General features: G+C 43.9%; 17 protein-coding genes. 16 read left to right on the top strand and 1 reads right to left on the bottom strand.

Translation table 11 applies throughout. The annotated features are described in order from the left end of the window. The 15 genes from ASL11_RS21015 to ASL11_RS21085 all read left to right on the top strand — a co-directional run bounded on the left by ASL11_RS21015 (position 1) and on the right by ASL11_RS21085 (position 22,569). Positions 1-1,608 (top strand): response regulator transcription factor, encoded by a 1,608-nt coding sequence (locus ASL11_RS21015; protein WP_056619173.1) that lies wholly within the window; start codon positions 1-3, stop codon positions 1,606-1,608. A 215-nt stretch (positions 1,609-1,823) separates the two neighbouring features. Beyond that, entirely contained in the window at positions 1,824-3,179 is a 1,356-nt protein-coding gene (locus ASL11_RS21020; RefSeq protein WP_056619176.1) for an ABC transporter substrate-binding protein, read from the top strand. An 89-nt stretch (positions 3,180-3,268) separates the two neighbouring features. Beyond that, positions 3,269-4,153 carry a carbohydrate ABC transporter permease gene (locus ASL11_RS21025; RefSeq protein WP_056619179.1) on the top strand — a complete coding sequence of 295 codons (885 nt, stop codon included), beginning with the start codon at positions 3,269-3,271 and terminating at the stop codon, positions 4,151-4,153. A 13-nt stretch (positions 4,154-4,166) separates the two neighbouring features. Then, positions 4,167-4,979 (top strand): carbohydrate ABC transporter permease, encoded by an 813-nt coding sequence (locus ASL11_RS21030; RefSeq protein WP_056619182.1) that lies wholly within the window; start codon positions 4,167-4,169, stop codon positions 4,977-4,979. Positions 4,980-5,389: 410 nt separating this feature from the next. Beyond that, complete coding sequence (locus ASL11_RS21035; protein WP_056619184.1) at positions 5,390-7,066, top strand: hypothetical protein; 1,677 nt, start codon at positions 5,390-5,392, stop codon at positions 7,064-7,066. Between the two features lie 72 nt (positions 7,067-7,138). Continuing rightward, positions 7,139-8,113, top strand: a complete 975-nt coding sequence (locus ASL11_RS21040) for an ABC transporter permease (RefSeq protein WP_056619186.1) — start codon at positions 7,139-7,141, stop codon at positions 8,111-8,113. Between the two features lie 13 nt (positions 8,114-8,126). Next, a complete protein-coding gene (locus ASL11_RS21045) occupies positions 8,127-9,038 on the top strand; it encodes a carbohydrate ABC transporter permease (RefSeq protein WP_056619189.1) in 912 nt (303 codons plus the stop codon). 127 nt (positions 9,039-9,165) lie between these two features. Then, positions 9,166-10,683: a response regulator gene (locus ASL11_RS21050; RefSeq protein WP_056619192.1), complete on the top strand. Its 1,518-nt coding sequence runs from the start codon at positions 9,166-9,168 to the stop codon at positions 10,681-10,683. Between the two features lie 25 nt (positions 10,684-10,708). Further along, the gene (locus tag ASL11_RS21055) at positions 10,709-12,532 is read left to right on the top strand and encodes a sensor histidine kinase (protein ID WP_056619195.1); all 1,824 of its coding nucleotides are present in this window, start codon (positions 10,709-10,711) and stop codon (positions 12,530-12,532) included. Beyond that, a complete protein-coding gene (locus ASL11_RS21060) occupies positions 12,525-14,030 on the top strand; it encodes a response regulator (RefSeq protein ID WP_056619199.1) in 1,506 nt (501 codons plus the stop codon). The genes ASL11_RS21055 and ASL11_RS21060 overlap by 8 nt, the downstream gene beginning before the upstream one ends. A 212-nt stretch (positions 14,031-14,242) precedes the next feature. Continuing rightward, a complete protein-coding gene (locus ASL11_RS21065; protein ID WP_056619201.1) occupies positions 14,243-15,244 on the top strand; it encodes an endo-1,4-beta-xylanase in 1,002 nt (333 codons plus the stop codon). Positions 15,245-15,430: 186 nt separating this feature from the next. Next, on the top strand, positions 15,431-19,633 hold the full coding sequence (locus tag ASL11_RS21070) for an endo-1,4-beta-xylanase (protein WP_056619204.1): 4,203 nt from the start codon (positions 15,431-15,433) through the stop codon (positions 19,631-19,633). Positions 19,634-19,759: 126 nt separating this feature from the next. Then, a complete protein-coding gene (locus ASL11_RS21075) occupies positions 19,760-20,830 on the top strand; it encodes an alpha/beta hydrolase (RefSeq protein ID WP_056619207.1) in 1,071 nt (356 codons plus the stop codon). A 292-nt stretch (positions 20,831-21,122) separates the two neighbouring features. After that, entirely contained in the window at positions 21,123-21,503 is a 381-nt protein-coding gene (locus ASL11_RS21080) for a cupin domain-containing protein (protein ID WP_056619209.1), read from the top strand. A 13-nt stretch (positions 21,504-21,516) separates the two neighbouring features. After that, positions 21,517-22,569: a Gfo/Idh/MocA family protein gene (locus ASL11_RS21085; protein ID WP_056619214.1), complete on the top strand. Its 1,053-nt coding sequence runs from the start codon at positions 21,517-21,519 to the stop codon at positions 22,567-22,569. A gap of 17 nt (positions 22,570-22,586) precedes the next feature. Here the strand turns inward: ASL11_RS21085 and ASL11_RS21090 are convergent, their stop codons facing one another. Next, positions 22,587-23,378 carry a helix-turn-helix transcriptional regulator gene (locus ASL11_RS21090; RefSeq protein ID WP_082595648.1) on the bottom strand — a complete coding sequence of 264 codons (792 nt, stop codon included), beginning with the start codon at positions 23,376-23,378 and terminating at the stop codon, positions 22,587-22,589. A 110-nt stretch (positions 23,379-23,488) separates the two neighbouring features. Between ASL11_RS21090 and ASL11_RS21095 the strand changes: the two genes are divergently transcribed. Beyond that, positions 23,489-25,765: a helix-turn-helix domain-containing protein gene (locus ASL11_RS21095; RefSeq protein ID WP_056619221.1), complete on the top strand. Its 2,277-nt coding sequence runs from the start codon at positions 23,489-23,491 to the stop codon at positions 25,763-25,765. Positions 25,766-25,802 lie beyond the last annotated feature (37 nt).

Raw genomic sequence — 25,802 nt, forward strand, 5'->3', positions numbered from 1 at the left:
ATGTTAAAAGTGCTCATTGTCGATGATGAATATTACTTTAGACAAGCGTTGAAAATTTCATTGCCTTGGGAAGAGTTGGGTTTCCAGATCGCTGGCGAAGCGAAGAATGGAGAGGAAGCTCTATCATTGATGTCTGAAATTGATCCGGATATCGTCTTGGTCGATATTAATATGCCCATTATGGACGGCATGGAATTTATTCAGAAGGCCAAACAATCTGAGCAGGAAACAAAATTTATTATGTTAACAGGTCAAAGTGAGTTTGTATATGCCAAAATGGCCGTGCAGCTTGGGGTTTTTAATTACGTGCTCAAGCCGATTGACGAAGATGAACTTAGAAACTCCCTACTTGAGATTAAGAATCTGATTGACAAGGAGCACGCCGTAAAGCTGGATTATGAACACTTAAAGAAGCAGGCAAAAGAGCATATGCCGATGTTGAAGGAGCGATTATTAAATGAATGGCTGCAGGGCAGTAGAGTTATAGACCCCTTATCTTCTACAGAACGGTTGCAGTATTTGGGCATCAATCTGGATGCCCCATTTCATATGGTGGTCGTAGCCGATATTGATTCACAAGATGATCTTGTTACCAAAGAAGACATGCATATTCGCAAGCTGGCTGTTCAAGATATAGCCCAAGAGTTTATTCAAAACACATACCCGTATGCTAGTTGCCACGATACTAACGATCGGTATGTTATGATAATTGGCGTTCCTAACGCTTCTTACGACAGAATGGAAGCGATTAGTGAAGCGATTCGGAAATCGGTTCAGGCGACTTTGGGATGTACGGTAACGATCGGCGTTGGCAATGGATACCCTGCCTTTGAATCGATATCCGTGTCCTACCAAGAAGCGTTATTTGCTTTGAAACATCGGTTTGTTTTAGGCGGCAATCAAGTTATACTTCATTCCATGATTGCCGAATCGGGTATGAAGGTCAGTTTATTCTCCGTAGAAAGGAGAATCGGACTGTTGATGAGTATGCGAATTGGTAATCTCTCTGAGGCAGAAGAGTGGCTCACGACTTTTTTCCAGGATGCTCGTAACAAGAACGCTTCCACTGAAATGCTGTTTGTTGCCGCACTTGAAATCGTATCCACTTGTTTGGAATTTTTGCATGAGATGTCTCAAAGCTTCGAACATGTATTTCAGGATACGGCTCAAACTGATATTTTTCAGTTCATTCAACAAATGAACTCTTTTGGCGAACTGGAGAGATGGGTTCGTAACCTGATTCTCAAAGTGATTGCACATGTACATGGCAGGAAGCAAAATAGAGCGGTCAAAGTCGTGGACGAGGTAAAATCGTATATTCAAAGTCATTATGGAAATGAAGAACTACGTATCGTTGATCTCGCAAAGAGTGTCCATATGAACTACAATCATCTCTGTTATGTATTTAAAAAAGAAACCTCCATTACAATTAACGACTATTTGACCGAAATACGCATCACGAAAGCAAAGGGACTTTTCGATCAAGGAGAGAAGATCGTACAATACGTCGCAAGTCAGGTCGGGTACGCTGATGCCAATTATTTCGGTAAATGTTTTAAGAAGTATATTGGAATTACCCCCAGTAAGTACGTGAACAATATCCAATAGCGTAGTTTTAAGAATATGGCACAATGAGGCATTTATCGAGAATGTCTCATTGCGCCTTTTTTTGCAATTGCAAACAATTTTCCTTTCTGTCCGAGAATAGTCTCTGTAATTATTTATGTGGAATCCGTAGAATGAAATTAAGGATGATACCGCTTCCATTGAGGGATCAACCAAATAGATACAATATACTTTGATCAAACTTAGGAGGTCAACAAATGGTAAGAACAGTAAAGGTACTCGGCACTTCTCTGATGGCAGGTATGCTTCTCGTTTCAGCAGGTTGTAGTACGAAGAATGAAGCCCAACCTTCCACAACCACCGGAAATTCACCAACCCCGGCGGCAACGACAGAAAACAAGGCTGGTAGTGATAAGAAGGTAAAGCTAAGAGTTGTAACTATCACTACGGACGAGAATCGCAATAATATCATGGAAAAGCATATTAAACCGAACGTTGCCAAGGCGTTTCCGAACGTAGAAATTGAATTTGAACCGGGCGGCGGCGGCGAAGATATGGCGAATAAACTGAAAACGTTTAACGCTGCAGGTGATATGCCTGATGTATTCTGGAACGACGCAGGTTACTTTACTCCATTGAACAATACCGGCAGTATTATGGATTTAACCTCACCGATCACCAAGGACGGGTTTTTGAACAAATTCGCTGTTCCTGATGCATTGAAACATGTTGACGGAAAGATTTACAGCTTGTCTTCCGGAGCGGATACGTATTTCACCCCGGTCATTTTCTACCATAAGGACATGTTCGAGCAAGCAGGGGTGCAAGTACCGAAAACATTCGACGAATTTATCGAAGTATCGAAGAAATTAAAAAGTAAGGGCATGGTACCAGCGGTTACTCCTGGCAAAGATGGATGGGGACCTAAGCTATTCCTGCTTCAGCAGATGATCCAAATCGGCGATCCGCAAGCGATGGCAGATCTTGTGAGCAATAAGACAGACTTCAGTAATCCGGCGGTCAAGGCGGGGGTGTCTCGCATTGAGAAGATGGTTAAGGAAGGTGTCTTTCCGGAAGGTATTGCTAATCTAGATTACGGTCCAGCCAACGAAATGTTTACAGCTAAGAAGGCAGCTATGTACATGATGTTTACTTGGGAGCTTCCGAATTTGGCGAAAGATGATACAGTCGATTTCTTCCCGTTCCCAAGTGCTAGCGACAAATACGACCCAACGAAGCACGTTCAGTTCTGGGGATCTCCATTGAACGGATATGCCGTTAGCGCAAAAACCAAGTTTCCTGAAGAGGCAGTAAAGTTGGCGGAATTTCTAGCTATGGCAGACGCTCAATATTTCGAATCTACGGGTGCCCCAATTGCCTTGAAGACAGGCAATACAGTGGCGGAACCTAAGCCGTTAATGAAGAAATTCATTAACTGGTACAATCCTATCCCTACCAAAATTGCTTCACTCGCACTTAACTCGTTGGATGCAAAAACATCGGCAGAGCTTGCGACGCAAGGGGCGAAATTGCTGACGGGACAATATCCAGCTGATAAGTTTAGTACGGAGATGGGCAAGATCTGGAGTGAAAATACGTGGTTTAAAAAGTAAATTATATAAGTTCATTTCATAAACTGAATCCCCCTTGGAACATTGAGTTCCGGGGGGATTCTAAATCAAATCAGACGGTGGAGAGAGCCATGAACAAGTACTACAGCACCAAATTGTCCATATTTGTATTTTCCGCACCTGCGTTGATTCTGTTTACCGTTTTCTGTGTTTATCCACTCTTGCCTGAAATTTGGATGAGTTTGAATAATCATGATGGTTTTCGAACTTTAGGCTTTGTTGGTTTAGATAATTATAAGGATATCCTAGCTTCTGCTTCTTTCTGGACAGCTCATAAGAATACGTATCTAATTGTAGGAATTTCCGTCTTTCTGGGTTTACCGTTTTCCTTAATGTTTGCTCTTTTTATGGATGTTCAAACTCCAAAGTTGCGTCGTTTTTTTAAAACGTCTGCCATGCTTCCCGCAATTTTGTCAGTTACGGTCGTCGCAGAAATGTGGATATCCTTCTATGAACCAACCTATGGGTTATTTAACAGTATTCTGAGATCCATAGGTCTTGAAGCTTGGACTCATTCCTGGCTTACTGAAAAGAACACGGTGATGCCAAGCATCGGATTGACATTTCTATGGCAATACATTGGGCTGAACGCCATGCTATTCTATACGGGAATCAAGACGATCCCCAAAAATTATTACGAAGCTGCTTTAATTGATGGTGCTAGCTTTACCCAAGTCTGCTTACGAATTACGATTCCACTGCTTCAAGATGTAACGAAATACGTATTAATCTTGTCTACGTTAGGTTCCATGGCATTCTATTCGCAAGTCCGCGTCATGACAGCCGGAGGTCCGGGAGATTTGTCCAGGACGGTTATTTACCAAATGTATTATGTGGCATTCGAAACGTCAGAATTTGGTAAAGGAACGGCTATTGCGGTTGTATTTATTCTAGAGTGCCTATTCATCTCCTTTCTGATTCAACGGTTCGTCGCCAGAGAAAAACTGGAGTTTTAAGGAGGAGACCATCATGAAATACTTAAGTCGTGTATTTTGGCTAGCGATAGGCTGTACATTTCTGTTTCCCTTATACTGGATGATTACGATGTCACTTAAGTCCAAAAGTGAAGCTTATAATAATCAATTCGGCATTCCCTATTCATGGGATTGGATAAACTATAGTGAAGCGTTGTCAAAATATCATTTCTTTGTTTACTTCGAGAACAGTTTGATTTATACCATAGGGACCATTGCAATCACACTGACGACGGGGAGTATGCTTGCGTATTGTCTGAGCCGTATGCAATGGAGATTCAATTCGGCGGCACTACTCTATGTGTCCTTAGGGTTGATTGTGCCTATTGAAGTTGTATTAATTCCACTATTTCAATTAATAAAATGGTTACATCTTAAGGATAGTTATTGGGGTCTCATATTGCCGTATTCCGGATTCGCAATCGCTTCTTGTGTGCTGATGTTATTTGCCTTTCTCCGTTCACTTCCTAAGGAATTGGAAGAAGCTGCTTGTATAGATGGGACGAACGTTTATCAGACATTCTTCAGAATTATTTTTCCGATTGTCACGCCAGCGCTAATGACACAATGCGTTCTATTGTTCATGCGCATTTGGAATGAGTTTCCGCTTGCTTTCATTATAGCTTCAAAAGATCAATTCCGGCCGTTAACTGTCGGCTTGCTAAGCTTCTTCGTTAGCGTCGGTGTTTCAGACTGGGGACTTATTGGTGCAACGATGGTGCTCTCGAGTTTACCTATGATTATTGTATATATGATAGGTAATGAAAAGATTGAAAATGCATTGACGGCAGGTGCTATTTTGAAGTAAGAAGAGCTCCAGAAGTATTCGCTAATGTGTTGGCGATCAACACTGAGATTACATACCAGAAATACAAAACAGCAGCAGCCATGGACGAGAAAATAAAGTCCTAGACTGCTGCTGTTTGATTTAACAAAAATTCTTGTATGAGCGCAAGACCGGCGAAACCCGCCCTGCTAACTAGTAGGATGTTTTTTCATATTCGATCCTCCCTAAAGGTTGTATTCGTGTTCTGAACTTTGTATAGTGTAAAATAGTTTCATAACTGAATATTAACAGCTGTAATTCATAGGGGTAATATCTTTATTCTGTGAATTGTAAGCGCATTCTTGGTGCGTATAATAAATAGTGTAAGCAATTAATTGATTGACCTATACAAACATTCATCTTTATGGAGACAATAAGGGAGGATTAGAAAAATGGTTAAGAAAATAAAACGTCCTGTTTTAGCAACTTTGGTACCTGTTCTGGCTCTAGGATTAACGTTGACAGGATGCACCGACTCGAAGGATGCGGCAAGCAGCACCTCTTCGCCTAGCGGTAGTCAGACAAGTCCTGCAGCAACGAAAAACGATGCGATCAAACCGGTTACATTGTCAGTGTTCATTGGTGGCCCTGGTCAACAGCCGACTCCTGACAACAAGATCTACAAGATGATTAAAGATAAAACTGGCGTTAGCCTAAAAATGGAGTTTCTTGTCGGTGACCTGCAACAGAAGATGGGCGTTATGATTGCTGGCGGTGATTATGCGGATATTATGTCCGGGGATGATAAACTAATTGCGGCAGGTGCTTTTATTCCCCTCGAGGACCTGATTGAGAAGTACGCACCGAATTTGAAGAAACACTATGCCTCCGTGTGGAATCAGGCCAAGGATCCTGCAAGCGGTCACCTTTATGCTCTGCCGGCTTACGGTGTGTTCAGTGGTCAAGTTAACGATACTACGTATGGAGGACCAGGCTTTTACCTGCAAAAGGATGTCCTGAAGGAAATGGGGTATCCAACTCCTAAAACGTTGGACGAATATTTTGATATCATTGCGAAATACAAAGCGAAACATCCAGATATGATCGGGTTCGAGACGTTGAGCTTTGACTGGAGAAAATTCCCGCTGCTTAATCCGCCAGAGCATTTAGCTGGTTACCCAAATGACGGTGGTGTTATCGTCGATAACGGGAAAGCGCAAATTTTTGCGGACAAGGATATTGCTAAGACCTATTACAAGAAGCTGAATGAGATCAATGCGCAAGGCTTGCTGGATAAGGAAGCACTGGTACAGAACTACGATCAGTACTTAGCTAAAATTGCCAGTGGTCGCGTCATTGGGATGTTCGACCAGCAATGGAATTTTAATGATGGAGAAAATTCTTTGAAATCACAAGGTAAATTCGGCAGCACATACGTCGGGTTCCCGCTCTTATATCCAGGTGCCAAAGAGCACTACCGTGACCGTCCAGTTTTGAACATCAACCGCGGATTCGGGATTTCGACGAAAGCCAAGGATCCGGTACAAATCATCAAATTCCTTGACACACTAATGACCGAAGATTGGCAGAAGACACTCCAATGGGGTATCCAAGGCGAGGATTATGAGGTGAAGGATGGTAAGTTCTACCGTACGCCTGAACAGCGCGCGAAAGCAGACGATAATACATGGAAGCTAGCGAATAAAGCGGAAGCGTTCTTGGGTGGCCTGCCTAAGATGCAAGGGTCGTATAGTGACGGAAATGCAACTGATGCGGGATCACAGCCACAGGAATTCTTCGATAGCTTGAAGCCGCAGGATCAGGAAGTGCTGAAGGCTTACAACCATAAGACATGGGCAGAGTTCTTCAAATCACCTGTGGAAAATCAAATATATTACCCAGCTTGGAGTATTGATCTCGTGGATGGTTCACCGGCCAAAGTGGCCAATCAGAAGATGGAAGACCTTGCCGTCAAATATTTGCCGAAAGCTATTATGGTCAAACCGGATGAATTTGATGGTGTATGGAAGGAATATGTGGATCAGATTTCCAAAAGCAATTTCAAAGCCATCGAAGATCGTATCAATGAACAAATTAACTGGCGTATTAAGAATTGGAGCAGCAAATAAGAGAATAGAACATGCAGTAGAGTGGGGGAGACTCAGGGTCTTCTCCGCTTTACTTCCTAGGAGGGAATGTCGATGGCCGAGACCATACTGTCCAAAAGACCAAAGAAAAAGCAAAAAATTGATCCGGAAATCGGCGTCGGTTTAAGTTGGAAGACGATCAAAAATCAGAAGCAGTTAATTCTGATGTCGTTTCCCATCGTGATTTATATTCTGATTTTCAATTATGTACCGATTTGGGGCTGGTTGATGGCGTTCCAGAATTATCGTCCGGCTTTGAAATTTTCCAAACAGCAGTGGGTGGGGTTGAAGCATTTTAAATTTCTCTTTCAAGATGATACGTTCTTGACAGTGCTTCGCAACACGCTTGCCATGAGTATGATTAATTTGGTTCTTAGCTTTGCAACAGCCATTATTTTAGCTCTTTTACTGAATGAAATTAAAGTTCGTTTCTGGAAACGGTCCATCCAAACGATTTCTTATCTGCCTCATTTTCTATCGTGGATCATTGCTGCGGGTATTGTAGCGACTTCCCTATCCGTTGATGATGGTATCGTTAATCAGCTGTTGATGAAGCTGCACTTCATTAAGGAACCTGTGATGTGGCTAAGTCAAGGTAAGTATTTTTGGGGGATTGTGGGCTTGTCTAATGTATGGAAAGAGGTGGGATGGAATACCATCATTTACCTTGCAGCTATCACCTCGATTGATCCGTCGCTATATGAGTCTGCCGGAATCGACGGTGCAAACCGTTACCAGAAGATCCTGCACGTCACACTGCCTGGGATCAAGTCGACATTTATCATTCTATTAATCATGAACATCGGACATATTCTGGATGCTGGCTTTGAAATTCAGTACCTGCTCGGCAATGGATTGATCGTCGACTGGTCGCAAACGATTGATATTTTCGTTCTCAAGTACGGGATTGCTCAAGGCAACTATTCGCTGGCCACTGCGGCAGGTATTTTCAAAACAGTTGTAAGCATAATCCTTATTCTAATTGCAAATTCTACCGCCAAGCGCCTTGGTGAAGAGCGGTTGATATAAAGGAGAGATGACGATGGGAACAACGACTGCGCGCAGAATTCGGATAGAGCCGATTCTGTTCCATACGATTAACGGCATCTTCATGCTCGTTCTTGCTATAGTAACATTATATCCGTTCCTTCATACACTAACGATTTCATTCAATGAGGGCAATGATGCGCTTCGGGGAGGTATCTATATATGGCCTCGTTCATGGTCATTGCAAAATTATAAGGCGATTTTCCTTTCAGGTACGATTTACCATGCGGCGTGGATTTCAGTCGCTCGTACGATTACAACGACGGTGATAGGTGTATTCCTTACCGCCATGTTAGCGTATACAGTGGCACAGCCCCACTATCTTTTTCGTAAAATCATCGGTCTAATTTTTGTGTTAACGATGTATTTTAATGCGGGATTAATTCCTAACTACTTTCTAATCAAAAGCCTGGGACTTTTGAATAACTTCTGGGTGTATGTGCTCCCAGGAATGGTGAATGCGTTCAATCTCATTGTCATTCGGACGTATATTCGAACGCTTCCAACAGGCTTGGTTGAGTCTGCGAAAATGGATGGAGCCGGCGATTTCACCATATTTTTGAGGATTATCCTCCCATTGTGCACGCCCGTACTAGCGACCATTTCCTTGTTTATTGCTGTTGGATCTTGGAATACCTGGTTCGATACGTTCCTGTATGCTTCGTCTGATTTGAAGCTGAGTACACTTCAGTACGAAATGATGAAGCTGCTTGGATCAACGATGAGCAGCAACAACGATCCCGGTCTGATGGCTGGGGCAAACACAAATCAAACGAAGGCCATGGTTACGCCTTCTTCCATACGTGCGGCGATCACGATTGTGGCGGCGGTTCCGATTCTATTCGTGTATCCTTTCCTGCAAAGGTATTTTATCGTCGGTATGAATCTTGGAAGTGTCAAAGAATAAGACTTAGCAAGCGATGATTATAATCATTTCCCGTTTCAGCTCGGTGCTGGGACGGTTTTTGCTTTATACAAACTCATCTTATCCTTTATAATAGTTCATATATACTTGCTGAAGTGAGGTGATTCCCATGTTAAGGGTTATGTTTGCCGATGACGAGCCTTACATGCTAGAGGGACTGCGGACGATGATTGATTGGAATAAACTAGGCTTTGTAGTGTGCGGGGAAGCTTCAGATGGGGAAGACGCATTAGCTTTGATGGCGTCGACCCTGCCTCATTTGGTGCTGACGGATGTTCGAATGCCTGTTATAGATGGCTTGGAATTGATTGAACAAGCGTCCAGCCTCCATCCTGAAATAAAATTTATCATTTTGAGTGGGTACGCGGATTTCGAATATGCCAAAACAGCGATGCGTCATGGCGTCGCCAATTATTTGATGAAACCTTTGATGGAAGCGGAGCTTGTAGCTGCAGTGGAAGCGGTCGCAGTTACGATTCTAGAGCGTAGAGCTAATAGCCAGTTCGAAAGCGCTGCTTTGGATTGCTTACGATTGGAAACGATTTCAAAGCTATTGCAGGGAGAAATCAGACAGAAATGGATTGAGCAGGCGAACACCTTAATGGATTTTCATGAACGTTCCAACTTCCGCTGCATCTTGCTAGAGCCTGACATTCAGCATCATGTCCAAGCGGACCTGATGCAGGTTATTGCAGATCGAATAAAGCTTACTCAAACGACGCTGCTTCCATTTGGCGTGGGCAAAGAACGACATGGGTTCTTGCTGGTCTCGGGAACCGAGGAGCGCGATCTTTCTCCAGCAAAAATTACAGAGTTAATTGCCAGTGTCCGAAATAACTGGGGCAGTGCGCTCTCGTTTTCGATAAGCGGCGAACACAAGGGACCGCATGCGTTAAAAGAAGCATTCCGTGAGGGACTTTTGGCTGAAATGTGCAAGTTCCCTTCTCGAACTGAAGGGATTTACATCTATCAAGGAGAACGGTCAGCGGAGACGCTGCCTGCCTTTGTTGGAGTGACGGAATCCATCCTAGATGCCGTAGGGAGTGGGTGTCCAGAAACAGTGCGAACCCACGTACACCACTTATTCATCGCTCTTTCGAGGCAGTCCGTATCTGAATCTTGGGTAAGTGCTTATGTAGACAACATTAAGCTTGAAATTTATAAGTCAATTACCCAATTTGGCGGTGATCCTAATTGGGCTTCAAATTGGTTTGTTCCCACTGTTCCAATGGATATTGGCCTCTTGGAGCGTAAAGTAACACAAGAAATTCTACAAGCAGTAGAGTGGATTGGTCAGAAAAAAGGCGTAGGGCAAGATGAAGTCGTATCCGCAGCAGGAGAATATATCAAATTGCACTATAGGGAAAAGCTGCAACTGCAGGTTGTTGCAGAGCATTTTAAGCTGAATGCTGCGTATTTTGGCCAGAGGTTTAAGAAGCAAGTTGGCCTCACCTTCAATGAATATTTACATGTCGTACGAATCGACGAGGCCAAAAAATTACTTCGCCGAGAAGAACTGAAAATATCCGATGTCGCTGATCGTGTCGGCTACTCGGATTCCGAACAGTTCGTAACCAAGTTCAAGGCACTTACTGGCCTGTTACCCTCTGCCTACAAGAAGGGTTAACCTATGACTGACAAGGAGAGCAAATATGAGCCGGAAATGGAAACTGTTACGTATTGTTAATGATATTCCCCTGAAGTTCAAGTTTCTGATCATTTACTTGATGTGTGTGTTGCTGCCGATATTGTGTATAAACAGCTTATTTTTCTTACAGGATAGCAAAAATACAGAACGTAGAGAGATGGATAACTTGCGGATTTCTCTGGATAGAGTTGGAAATGAAATCATGCAAATGGTGAACTCAGGTGTTGTGATTGGCAACGCTGTTTCCGCTGATCGTGTATTTAATGAGATGCTAGAATTTACGTACTCGGATAATGTTGCTTACTATGAAGAATACGACAGTTACCTCCGAGACAAATTGGGGCAGTATCCGAATATTTATCCCTATATCTCTTGGATTGGTGTATACACATCTAACCCAACGCTATCCAATGGTGGAAGCTACTTTATGCTTAAGCCTAATGATCTGAAGAGTGAATGGTATCAGAAGATGAACGAAAATAAAGATAAAGTGACAGTGACCTCTTATTTGGATACGAATCCCATGAATCCCGAGGAAAAATTGGTATATGTCAGCATTATTCGGAAGCTGGACAATTTCCCAGACCTCATGAAATTCTCTAAATATCTGCGTATCGATATTCGAATGGATAAGCTGCTGGAGCTGTTTGATAAAGAGCACAATTACTTGTTGATCAAGCTCGTGGATGAGGAAAACCGGCTTGTTCTGGAATCAGCAGGTGCGTTTAAGGGAGTTGACCCTTTGTTGCCGACCCTGCCTGTTTCAAAGGATTTTCAGCTCACAGGCTTACCTGGGAAGAGTTTCGTCAGTCCTCTCAGTAGCGCCAGTTATGTGCTTAATTGGAAGCTGGTCGGGATTCCGGAGGGAAGTCGAATTGCGGAAAAGAGGAAAGCGGTTATCCACTTTTTTACCTGGCTGACTCTCATTAGTACAATTATTCCGACGATACTAATTTACATCATTATGCACTCTTTCAATTTCCGAGTAAGAAAGCTCTCCAAACATATGCAGTTGGTGAAAAATGAGAGGTTTGAACCCATAACGATGTATGAAGGAAAAGATGAGATCGGTCATCTTCTTCGCAGCTTTAATTTGATGACGGAGAAAATTCGTAATTTAATTAATGACGTGTACAAACTCGAAATTCAAAAAAAAGATTTGGAGCTAGAACGCGTACAGGCCGAGCTGAATTATTTGCAAAGCCAGGTAGATCCTCATTTTCTGTTCAACACGTTAAATGCGATTCTTGTTGTATGCAAGAAATATCGTTATGAGCATGTGATAGAAATTATTCAAAACTTGTCCCAGATTTTGAGAAGGCTGCTAAGCTGGAAAGAGGATTTGGTGACAGTAGAAGAAGAGCTAAGCTTTACAGATATGTACCTCCAGATCGAGAAGTTCAGATTCCAAGATCGGTTTCACTATGAATTGAACGTTGACGACTCTGTTCTATCGTATCGAATCCCGAAGATGAGTATTCAATCGCTCGTTGAGAACTCTTGCAAGCATGGGCTTCAATCGGTGAAAGGGAATCGCAGAATTCGGATATCTGTAGAAAGAGCAGGGATGAACATGCTCATGAAGGTCGAAGATAACGGAATTGGTATGAACAGCGCAAAACTGGATGAAATTGTTCAGAGTCTGTATAAGGGAGAAGACAACGGCAAGAACATCGGACTTCGCAATGTGTACCGACGTTTAAATCTGTTTTATGCTGAACGCTCTTTGTTCCAAATTGAAAGCATCCCCTTCGAGAAAACGAGCGTTACCATACAGATTCCTTTGAGTCTTATTAGGAAACAGGAGGAGACGATCGGACATGTATAAGGTTATTTTCGTGGATGACGAGCCTTTCGCTTTGGAAGGCATAAAGCTCATGGTCGAATGGGAAGAGCTTGGCTTTGAAATCGTGGACATGTGCGAGAACGGCGAAGAAGCTTTAGCCAGCATTGAAGTCTGTAAACCTGATCTCGTTGTGACGGATATTCGGATGCCGGTCATTGACGGATTAGAATTGATCGATCGGGTGCAAAAGGCAGGTAACGATCCAGTATTCATCATTTTAAGCGGCTACAATGATTTCGAATATGCGCGATCCGCCCTAAGGTACGGGGTAAAGCATTATTTGCTTAAACCGGCTTTGGACAAGGAATGGGAGGCAATCATTCAATTCGTTATTGAAGAGCTGCAGCACCGAGAACAGCAAAGGGTACGCCATGACCTCGTTTCCGACCGTCTAGTTCCTACTCTGCTTGCTCAAATGCTTCGGGGGGAAATTTCGGCAACTGTCGGGAACGTTGGGGAAATCCTAGATCCCTTGGCACAAGGAGATCAGGGCTGGAGGTATATTCATCTAGAATGGCTTAGTGGCTCAGAACGAGAGCTGGATGCACGTTATTTCCTTTCTCGAAAAGCTCATGCAATCGACTTGTTTGGCAGCCAGGACGGCCTTGTTATGGAGTCATTCACCGGGATCGAGGAATGGGCTCAACAGGTATACGAAGACCTGCGCGAGCAGGGTATCGAATGCTGTCTGTCGATAGGACCACGGGTGGACTCCCTCCGTTATATAGAAGCTTCGTATGCAGGAGCTCTAGAGACATCCGTGCATCATTTCTTTCATATATCCGGAGGTCCACTCGATTACGATAAGATTCATCACAAGCAAATTAGCTATGATCTTCATGCGGTTTCTATCGTAGATGACATTCAAAGTGCCCTCGAGGCGCTTCAGGAAAAGCGGGTTGAGGACCTGATTAAGCAAATGTTTCTGATGCTGTCAGCTAACAAAACGGCCCGGGAAGTCGTTCATTTGCTGGTCATACGCATTGTTTTGAAAAGCGCAGCTGTCATGCGGGAGATCGGTATTGACTCGGAGGCACTGCCTCGTGTTCGCGATTTTTTGAGAAGGGAGCATCGTTCCCTAAAGGAAGTGGAAGAGTCCCTGCAGTCGTATGTGCAGCAGTATATGAGCCAGCTGAAGCAGCATAAAGAGAAGTTCTCCTGTCATCCCCTTCGAGTTATTGAGCGTTTTATACAGGAGAATTATCGGGAAACGCTAACGATTAAAGATATCGGAGAACGGTTCTTCATGAACCCAATTTACTTAGGTCAAGCGTTTATGAAGAGGAACGGCATAGGGATCATTGAGTATATTCATGACCTGCGAATTAACGCGGCGAAGCGTATGCTATGCGAAACTGATGAGACGATTCGTCTAATTGCGGAGCAGATCGGATACGTTCACTATCATCATTTCCTCAAAGAGTTTGAGAAACGTGTGTCTGACAAGCCCGGTGTGTTTAGACAGTTAAGCAAAGTATAAAGGACGTCAAATGAAGGACGTGTATTTCTTTTCTAAGAGATACACGTCTATTTGCTATGAGTGCGACTGAAAACACCGCACACAATCTTGAAAGATTCTAAGAATAAGGGGGAGAGTTCTTTAATCTGTGAATGGTAAGTGTAGTCGGATTCTATATCATATAACATAGATGGCCTGTTTAAACAGGGGATGATGAGGAGGTTTATCAATCTATGAACAACAAGGTACCGAACTTACACGAGGCTTATAAGGGCATATTCAGAATTGGGGCTGCTGTTAGCACGAAGACCATTCGATCCGAAGGAAACTTCATCGCCCAGCATTATAACAGCATTACAGCGGAGAACCAGATGAAGTTCGAGGAGATCCATCCTGAGGAAGAGCGGTATTCATTTGAGGCAGCGGATGAAATCATGGATTTCGCTATGCAGAACGGGATTGCCGTTCGGGGGCATACGATGGTTTGGCATAATCAAACCTCCGATTGGGTGTTTGAAGGCCCTTCTGGCGGTGCAGCCAGCAAAGAAATGGTTCTCTTGCGGATGCAGGAGCATATCCGTACGGTCGTTGGTCGTTATAAGGGCAAGGTATATGCGTGGGACGTAGTCAATGAAGCGATAGAAGACAAGGCGGACCTCGTGATGCGAAGCACCAAATGGCTGGAGATTCTCGGTGAGGATTATATCCGCCATGCCTTCGAGTCAGCACATGAAGCCGATCCGAATGCGCTTCTATTCTATAACGACTACAACGAGACAGAGCCAGTCAAACGGGATAAGATATATAATCTCGTCCGTTCATTGAAGGAGAAGGGGGTTCCTATCCACGGAATCGGCATGCAGGGACATTGGAATATCTATGGTCCTTCCTTGGATGAAATAAGGCAAGCGATCGAGCTATACGCTTCCCTCGATCTGGAGCTTCACATCACAGAGTTAGATCTTTCCATGTTTCAATTTGAGGACAGGCGGACCGATCTGTTGGTACCCACTGAGCAGATGGTGGAGCTTCAGGAGCAGCGGTACGAGGATATCTTCAGGCTATTTAAAGAGTATCGAGAAGTCATTACGTCGGTAACGTTCTGGGGAGCGGCTGACAACTATACCTGGTTGGACAACTTCCCTGTTCGCGGCAGAAAGAATTGGCCGTTTCTATTCGATGGAGATCTCCGGCCTAAGCAGGCATTTTGGCGTGTAATCAAGGAAACAAAGTGAGGGTAAACGGTCCATGAAGCCTTCAGTGACAAGTCTCAATTGGTGGAAACGGTGCGCACATTAGTTATGCAGCTCCATAATTGAGGGGGGATCATTCTTTATTTTGAGTATGTGAAGCCAATTGCCTAAGTTGTAGAATGAAATTGGGATATTATTGTAAGCGATTGCAGAAAGAGGAGGATGAAAATGCTTGTGAGAAAACAAATTAATGTATGGATGGCAATTGTGCTGCTGTTCGGGATGATCGCCACACAATTTCTAATGCCTGTAATGGCATCCGCTGCTGGCAATTCGGTTGTTTTGTCCCAAAGCTTTGAAGACGACCAAACTGGCGGTTGGGTTAAGGTATCCTGGATGGGAGACGGTACCATTGCCGTGACGTCGGCAACGGCCTCCAATGGCTCCAAATCTTTGGCGATGACGAACCGTGCTGCAAGTAACAGCTCCCCGTTCCTGGATTTGACTTCGTACACACAAGCCGGCCATACGTACGATTTGTCATTGAAGCTTAAAGTCGGTGCAGGAACCGATAATTTCCATATCGCTTCCAATGTCGATGCCGCCTCGCTGACTAACAAATATCCTTGGCTGGTCGGAAATAAATCGGTTAATTCCTCCGATTGGACCCCCTTTGAACTGAAGGGATACGAGCTGCCAGGCGATACGAAGGGGTTCAAAATATGGGTGGAGTCGGATTCAGCTTCCACGACTATGGAGGATCTCTATATCGATGAAGTGCAGCTAACGGATGTCACGCCTGCTGCACCGGTTGATTCGGGAACAGTTGACCAAACTGGGGTCCAATCCTCCTTTGAGGACGGGCAAGGGAATTGGGTGCGCAGAAACGGCTCCGGCAATATCGATATATCTACGGCAGACAATCACACCACAAGCGGCTCCAAGAGTTTGCTGACCACGGTATCAGAGCAATATGACGGGCCTTTGCTGAACGTCCTTGGCAAGATGTCCAAGGGCTATAAGTACAATTTATCTACTTGGGTAAAAATGGCTCCGGGACAATCACCCACTGTATTGCGGATCTCTGTACAGAGCGGCGATAGTACATATACGAATGTTTCGTCAAACGTGACGGTAACTTCTGATCAATGGGTACAGTTGACCGGTGCATTTACCGTTGCTGCCACTCCGACCGTATTGAATGCATATGTGGAAGTAGCCAACAAGTACGAAGATACAAGATCCTTCTATATGGACGATTTCGATTTGTCCTATGTGGGTCAAGTATCCGGGCCGAAGCCGATTCAAACGGATATTGATCCTTTGAAGGACATCTATGCGCACAACTTCAAAGTTGGTGCTGCCGTAACAGGAGATCAGCTTACTTCCGATGTTCACACGCTTCTGGATTATCACTATAGCTCCCTCGTAGCTGAGAATGCCACAAAGCCGGGTTCTCTGGAACCGGCAGAAGGGCAATGGAACTGGTCGGAAGCAGACAAGATCGCACAATATGCCAAGGATCACGCTATGAATTTCCGGCTGCATACCCTTGCTTGGCATTCACAGGCTGCGGAATGGATGTTTAAGGATGCGCAGGGCCAGCCGCTTGCAGCTACGCCGGAGAATAAACAGTTGGTGCTTGACCGTCTGACGACGTATATCCAGACCGTGGCGCGTCACTTCAGTGCTTTAGCCGTGCCGATCGATGCCATCGATGTGGTCAACGAAGTTATTGATCCTGGACAGCCGGATGGCATGCGAAAGAGCGAGTGGTATACGCTGACTGGTTTGGATTTCATCCGTACAGCCTTTAGGGTTGCTCGTCAAGAGTTGCCAAACGCAAAGCTATATATCAACGATTATAGTACGCAGGATCCTGTCAAACGCGACTTTTTGTTCGATTTGGTGACGAAGCTGAAAGGCGAGGGAGTTCCCATTGACGGTGTGGGTCATCAAACGCACATCAGCATTGGCGGTCCTTCAATCGAGCAAATTTCTGATTCCATAAGGAAATTTGGAGAAGCTGGATTCGACAATCAAATAACGGAGCTTGACGTTTCGGTTTATACCGACAGCAACTCCACCAGCTATGATGAGTCTATCCTTGTGAAACAAGGCTACCGTTATAAGCAATTGTTCCAAGAGCTTGTTCGGCTGGACAATGAGGGCAAAAATGCTGCCTCGAACACGCAGGCATATAATCCTGACGGGTGGATCAGCAATGTTACGTTGTGGGGGATTGCAGACGACCATACTTGGCTCGATAACCAAGGTGCAACCCGTAAAGATGCTCCTTTTCCATTCGATGCACAGTACCAAGCCAAATATGCTTATTGGGGAATGATTGAAGCAGTAAAGACGTTGACGCCATCCCACCTACCAATAACCGCTCAGACAGCAAATACAGCGAAAGGTACACCGGCTAATGCTTCAGATCCGGTTTGGAACACGGTTCCTGCATTGAAAACGCAACAATTAGGCACCCTTCAAGCTGAAGTGAAAACCTTGTGGGATGAACAAAATGTTTATATCCGCATAGCGGTCAAAGACATGACCAAAACCGCAACAGATACAATAGAACTCTTCGTGGATGACAATGGCATTAAGAAATATACATTCGCACGAAATGATGCTCAAATTACGGAAGGAACCGACGGTTATGTGCTGCAAACATCAATTCCGATGGTAGGCACATTGGGCAAGCAAGTGAAGTTTGACGTAAGAGCCACCGATAAGGGGATTAATGACGGTACGGAGCATGGGAGCAATGGCGTTATCGTATCCTGGAGTGATCCAAGGAACACCCAGGACAACGATGTACTTGGATACGGGATCCTGACTTATATCGATGCCGTAAAAGTGGCAAGTGCTTCTTACGGAACTCCTGCAATCGATGGCGAAATGGACAGCAAGTGGGCGAACGCACCAGTTAATACGACTGATGTGATGGTAGAGCAGCATAACAATGCAGTTGCCAAAGCTCAATTGCGTGCCATGTGGGATGAGCATAACCTCTATGTCTATGCCGTTGTGTTAGACAGCAATTTGAGCGATGCCAATGCCAACGCATGGGAGCAGGATTCGATGGAGATTTTCGTTGATCAGAACAACGGAAAAACGGACAGCTACCAAGGTGATGATGGTCAATACCGGATCAATTTCAAAAATGTAAAGACCGTCGGCGGCCACGCAACCCAAAATAACTATACATCGGCCACCAAAATTATAGATGGTGGTTATGTTGTAGAAGCGGCTATAGTGCTGGATACGATTACTCCACACGCTGGAGCCGTGATCGGATTTGACTTCCAGGTTAATAATGACCAGGACGGAGGAAGCCGTGACAGCGTATTTTCTTGGAGCGATCCAACAGGGCAATCCTACCAGAACACCTCGAGATTCGGCGTTTTGAAGCTTGAGCAAGTGCAGACATCCACACCGTCGACCTCGCAGACTTCCTCTGTCTCGACAGCAGAACCAGAAGGGGCGGTTAAGGTACAAAAAGATACAGGCGGCAAGATAGAGAGTAATGGAGCGGCAGTTAACTTGCCGGCAGGAGCAATAGGAAGTGACATATATGTAAGCATTAAAAAGTTGAGCGACATCTCACAACTGAAGCCGGATCCGGATTTGAAGCTGGCTGGAGATGTGTACGAGATTATCAAGGACGTAGCAGGACCGTTCCAGAAACCAGTCACGATCACCCTTCCGTTTAACATCAGCTTGTTAGACGATGAGCATGAGCCGGCGCTGTACTGGTACAACGAAGAAACCGGCAAATGGGTCAAACTGGACGATATTAAAATCGACCTGGTGAAAGGCACCGTTTCCGGCAGTGTGACCCACTTCACCAAGTTTGCCGTATTGGCGGCAGCAAAGTCCGCATCTGTCGAACTTCCGGCCTTGACCGATATTAAAGGACACTGGGCGGAAGTAGGTATCCAAGAACTTGTAAAAGCAGGAGTGATTGACGGCTACCAAGACGGCACATTCCAGCCCGATTCAAACGTAACAAGAGCCGAGTTCGTATCCATAATCGTCAGAGCTCTCCATCTGAACGCTGCAGGCGGAACCGATTTCGCAGATACTGCCAGTCATTGGGCGAAGGAAGCCATTGCAACCACTTCGGCGCTGGGAATCGTGGAAGGCTATGAGGACGGAACCTTCGGCCCGGATGACAACATCACTCGGGAACAAATGGCCGTAATCCTTGCACGTGCCGCACAGTTGGCATCTGTCAACAGCGGCTTGGACTATAAGGATAGTGGAGACGTCTCCGCATGGGCACAAGGGCCACTTGCGGCTTTGACCGCTAAGGGTGTTCTTAACGGCTACGAAGACGGTACGCTGAAGCCGAAGGCATTCAGCACCCGTGCAGAAGCGGCGGTTATCATTATTAGGATTTTGGAAGCTCAACACGTGCAATAACACCAGTAAAGAATAGTAGGAAGGCTGTCCGCACATGGATGACATGTGCGGCAGCTTTGTTTTGGTGTTTCCAGTGTAGGATGGGATTAACCGGAAAAGTTATATCTGAAGGGAAATTGAGGATCTATGAGAAGCAAGAACGTGACGGCAGTGCCTGCCGAATATTTTAAGTCAGTTAATGATGAGCTTCAAGGTACGGTTGAGGAAGTTACCTACAAGGTAGGCAACTATATTGATTTGTCTCGACAGCTTGTAACAGATCGGAACATTGATAGCAGTGAAGCAGGAAGAGTAACCGTTGCGGGAGATGCCATTTTGAAGAAATGCAACGTTTACTTGCCTGCGGGTTATGACCCAAACGACAATACTGTCAGATTCAATGTATTGTATTTGCTTCATGGCGTAGGCGGAGATCAATATGAGTGGTTAAGCAGCAACGGTAAAGTTGACGGACGATTTATCATTTGCAATCTATTTGACAATCTCATTGCCAACGGTGATATCGATCCGTTGATCGTCGTATTTCCTAACGGAAGAAGCGCGCATGACTGGACAGACACCTCCTTCAATCCCGAAGGAACCAATATGCTGGGATTCTATTACTTCGATTATGAGCTGAGATACAATTTGATTCCATTTATAGAATCCAATTACAAAACCTCCGCAGATATAACAGACACCTCCCATGAGGGAATCCTATATAACCGCACCCACAGAGCGATCGCTGGGCTTTCTATGGGGGGAATGCAAGCCCTGAATCTGATTCTCGGCGGTTACCGGCATGATTCGACGCGCATCACTCGCACGGAGAGTCCTTGGAACAACGAATTGGATAAGACTGTGCTCGCACCAGGTATGATAGATTTGTTCGCTTATGTCGGAGCTTTTTCAAACGCGCCTACGTCGAGTGATGGTAAAACGCTTGGATTTAGTCTTGCGTCTTGCGTCCATGATCTTCATTTGCTATATAACACCTGTGGCGATGCGGACGGAGTAGCAATTGGCAGTTATACAAAATCTATAGATGAGCTTATACATCAATCGGGGGATCATCTTAATCATTTTTATCAAATTCTGATTAAGGATGGTTTTCATGATTTTCATGTTTGGAATAACGGTGCTTACAATTTTAGTCGATTGATATTTAGAAATTGTGATGATCATGGAAGGTCCCGTGTTGTGAGCAAAACACTTTAATATTTGTTGCGAGACTTGATAGCACCAAGATATACAGGATAGTTGTCCATAATTAACAACTGCGTTCATTCCATTGGGTGAACGCGTATTTTATTTTATGGCAAACTCGTTACCAAATCAGCTCATCAAATAAGGGATTTACATAAATGATCGAAAAATAGGAGTATGCTATTATATATCGATTTTTCACAAATAATATCGCCTTTTTACATTTACATTCCAGTTTGTCAAGCCTATGATTAATTTATCAAAATGATTAACACAACTCATGTTCGAAAAGGAGTTTTAATTTATGAAAAAAACAGATTTTATCGAAAACAAGTCACAAGCGTATGAGACTCGTCAAAATTGCCATGGTGGCAAAGGTCCTTTTCAATTAAAGGATATTATTCAAACCGTTACATCGAGCGATAGACAGTACATCAAATTCATTCATGATGATATAATCCCGCCTGGTTCTACCTTCGGCTATCACCAACATAACAGCGATGCTCCCATGGAAGAGTGGTATTATTGCATTTCTGGCCACGGAATCATGGAACTTGATGGTAACCAATACGAGATGTCGGCCGGTGACATAAGCGTCTGCCGTGCAACCGGCAGTCACGGTCTTATTAATAACGGTCCAGAGGATTTAAGAATTATCGTGATATATGCTTCGGCAATAAAATAACGGGGGGATCAGCTTGAGCAACAGAAAACTTAAAGTAGGTGTTGTCGGATTAACTGTGGGAGCAAGTCATGTTAAAGACTACGCTAGCAGCGACACCGTTAAAGAAATTGTGTTGTGTGACGTTGATGAATCAAGACTGAAAGAGATAGGCGATAAATATAACATTTCAAAAAAATATACGGATTTCGATAAGATGCTGAAAGAGGAAAATTTGGATGCGATTAGCCTCGCAGTTCCTAATTTCTTGCATATGAGGCTTTCCATTCAGGCGATGGAAGCGGGCGTGCATGTGCTGTGTGAAAAGCCTATGGCGAGAAATGCGGCAGAGGGGAGAAAAATGCTTGAAGCCGCTCAAAAGCACAACAAGAAGTTGATGATCAACTTCAATCAGCGTTTTCTACACGAATGCCAAACGTTAAAATCCATTATCGACGAAGGCAAGCTTGGTGATATCTATTATGTGCGTACACAGTGGCAACGAAGACGAGGAGTACCCTGGTGGTATCCGCTTTCATCTGGAAAAGAAGTATGTGGTGGTGGAGCAATCATTGATCTTGGTGTCCATGTGCTTGACCGTGCTATGTGGTTTTGCGGGCATCCTGATCCGGAATGGGTACTTGCTAACACGTTCTGTAAGGTATCCAAGGACGAGGCTGCGCGCAGAGGCATTCAGAATTTCGAGCTTGAAGACATGGGTGTAGCTATGTTTCGTATGACGGGCGGGGTGATGCTTGAATTGGAAGCATCCTGGGCCAGCAATCGAGAGGACGAGGTGATTACAACACGGATTTATGGCTCCAAGGGCGGTGCGGTCCTTCATAGAGTAGTTGGAGATGGGAATGCTGCAAGCAACAAAGTGTTTTTGGAAATCGGCGGAGAAGTCCATGACATTCCTTTAGATGATAAGATTATTTCAAAAATGCCTAATGTTCGGCAAGCGTTTTTGGATGCTATTATTAATGATGAAGAGGTACCGTGCACGCCTCAACAGGGACTTAAGATCACACAAATGTTAGATATGGTTTACTTGAGCGCTGAAAATGGCACGCCAGTCAAATTTGAATGATGGACTGAAAAAGCATTTCAATTACGAAATCTGCTTGGAGACATTCCTGTTTTTGACTGAAAAAAACGAGAAAAATTATAGATATCCGAGAAGCCGCAACTGCTCGCAATGTCCGTGATACTGAGATTAGACATGCGTAACAGGGTCTTGGCAGTATCCAGTCTGCAGTGCTGCAGATAGGCGTAGGGCGTAACACCACGTTCCTGTTTAAAAATGCGAATAAAATGATCTGTCGTAAGGGAAAGGTTCTGGGCAAGTTCGCTCATATCATATTGCTGCTGTGGATGTTGTTGAAACATACGGCATAACTCATCAATTTTTATTGTATATGCTCCGGTTGATGTTGGCGTTATATGTTGATATTCCGTAATAAGTGCTTGTAGCCATACTTCCATTTGCGTTATGTTATTTCTCTGTTCTGCTAAACGAAAGCGATTGAAAAGCTCAAGTACAAAATGATATTGATCAAAATGACGATGCTCAGGCAAGTCACGCAAGATATCCGGATTTTGCAATGTAAAATCAATATAACGTACATCGAGACTGGTATGTTCACTTTGATAGGCGTTGACCTCGTTCTCATAATTGATAAAAAAAACATCACCGATGCTTAATTTGTAGCAGTTCTTGCCTAGCATGATTTGACCTTCTCCACCCCAAATACTCCACAAAGTAAACCCTGGATGACAACCGACGGGAACATGCCATTTCCATTCTGGAACGCAGTGTTTCCCGTTATGCATTGATAGGATATCCATATAATCACTCCGGTTAAAAGGTATCGATTTTTCATAAAATAATTGTTTCATTTATATCCCGATTAGTCAAGTCAAATACTAGGTTGGATTGATACGCTGCAATGTCTCGTCATCCCATTGATTCTTACAATGTGAATGTTATTTCGAAAAGGGGGATGATCATGCGAAGGACAAGTTACTTTGTAAAGCTGCTCTTCTTCAACATCGTACTGGTCATCATTGCCGTTTCGTTTCTCGGTTACATTGCCTATTATAAAACATCCGGCTTAATGAACGAGAAGATCGATAAAATAAATGCACAGCTTCTCCTTCAGACCCAGCTCCAGTTGGAAAATTCGTTTCAATCGGTTGAAAGCGCCATCATCCAATTTACTTTGCTTCCGAGCTTTACAAGTATATTGAACGATAACCTTACGATGAACAACTATGACAATTATGTAAAGGTTAAAAATATGGTAGGAGAGATTAGCTCTTTATATTCGCACTCTTCGATCATCAACAGTCTGGAAATTATTAATTTGGAAAAAGGGTGGGTTTTACGAAATGGTGGGGTACTCCCGATAACCGAGGTATACACTAGTGAAGAATTGAATCAGCTTAGTCAAGTCGCTTCAGGTTCAACTTGGAGTAAAACGACTGATTCTGATTTTTTCCATTACACATTGAAAGTGCCCTTTTCAGCATTTGACCGATTCCAGGGAATCGTGAGAACAAAAATTTCAAGCATCGATTCGTTTCGTGAGTTGGTGGCGAACAACGACTTAGGTCAAATAACGATGATTGACGATAAGGGCAAAGTGATTCGGAACATAACGCAGTATGCTCTTCGCGATCAAGACGTGAACCAGATTGCCCAAATGACCCAATCGCAAGTGAAGCAAGTCCCTCAAGGTAATTTCTTAACCAGGATAAATGGATCCCAATATTCGTTCACTTTTCGACATTCAGAGAAATACAAATGGACCTATCTATCGATGGTATCGACCCTAGAGGCCGAACAAAACTCTCGGTTCATCGGCCTTTTTATTTTTATCACAGGTTTTGTTGTGATTAGTGTATTTTTCGTGTTTTCGTTTTACGGTACCCGAAGACTATACTCGCCTATCAAACGGCTGTACCATATGGTCGCGTTCAACTCATCAGATAAATTGAATGTCCAGTCGCAAAGCAACGAAATGGATTATATAAATAATCGAATGCATGCTTTTTTTCAGGACAGCCAGAGGCTCAGAGGCCAGTTACATATTCAAAAGAATCAGCTGAACGATTTTTTTGCATATAAATTGTTTCAAGGTGAAGTGAGGCCACAGGAAATTAAAAGTAACCTCGGGCCTGATGCGGACTGGAATCATTTTTGTGTACTCACTGTGCAGATCGACACTTTAACAGATACCGGTTATTCGGATACGGACCGCGATCTTTTATTATTTGCAGTAAAAAATATGTTGGGCGAAACCGCCTCGGAATTGTTAGTCCTAAATCCAGTCATTATGAATCATATGCAAGTCGTTCTGCTCGGAGCAGAGTATCAAAATATTGACGATTTCAAGGAGGAACTATATGTACTGTCTCGTTCTATCCAGCAAGTTGTCAAGCTGTATTTGCGTCTTCAAGTAAGCATTGGGATCAGCCGTCCCTTCCACCAGCCGATAGATGCTTCTACTGCATATGGCGAGGCAACGGATGCGTTAAAATCAAGGTTTACCCAGGGCAGGGAAGCCATCCTGTATGCTTCCGATTTTGATGTGAACGAATCGGGCAATACCGGTAAATACCCCGGATTTATGGTGAAAGAATTAATCGATGCGATCAAATTCGCTGACGTTGAGCAAGCTAAGCGCACTCTTCATAATATCATTGCAGAAATGTGTTCGGGTAACTATGGCTATCGGAATTGTTCCATGTATATTTTTCTGTTGCTGATGGATTTGATCAAGATTTCGCATCAATCAGATGAAATGTTCATCTCGTTGTTTAAAGAAAAATCGATTTTTCAGAAACTGGATCAGCTGTTGCTGACTTCCGTCCAAGAAATGGAGACTTGGATATACGATCATGTCGTGGAACCGATATTGAAGGAAATGTTGGCTCGCAGCGAATCCCAGCAGAGGAATATCATTAAAACACTGATTCAAAACATCCATGATGAATACGATTCTGAGTTGACGTTGGAAGCCTGCGCTTCCCGTCTTCATTATAACCCGAACTATTTGGGGCAAATATTCCGAAAAGAAATGGGAAGCAGCTTTAGCGATTATTTATCCCATTATAGGTTAAATATGGCGAGAAAACTTCTGGCGGAGACCGATGATCAAATTCAGGAGATCGCCGAAAAACTGCGATTCAGCAATTCGCAAAATTTTATTCGTTATTTTAAGAAGATGGAAGGCATTACGCCTAAACAGTACCGAGATAATTTGGTAAAGCATAACGAATAAAACACCTTGGACAGCGCAGGCCGATCGCTCTCGAAAG

The sequence above is a fragment of the Paenibacillus sp. Soil750 genome, from assembly GCF_001428045.1.
GTDB lineage: Bacteria > Bacillota > Bacilli > Paenibacillales > NBRC-103111 > Paenibacillus_E > Paenibacillus_E allorhizoplanae.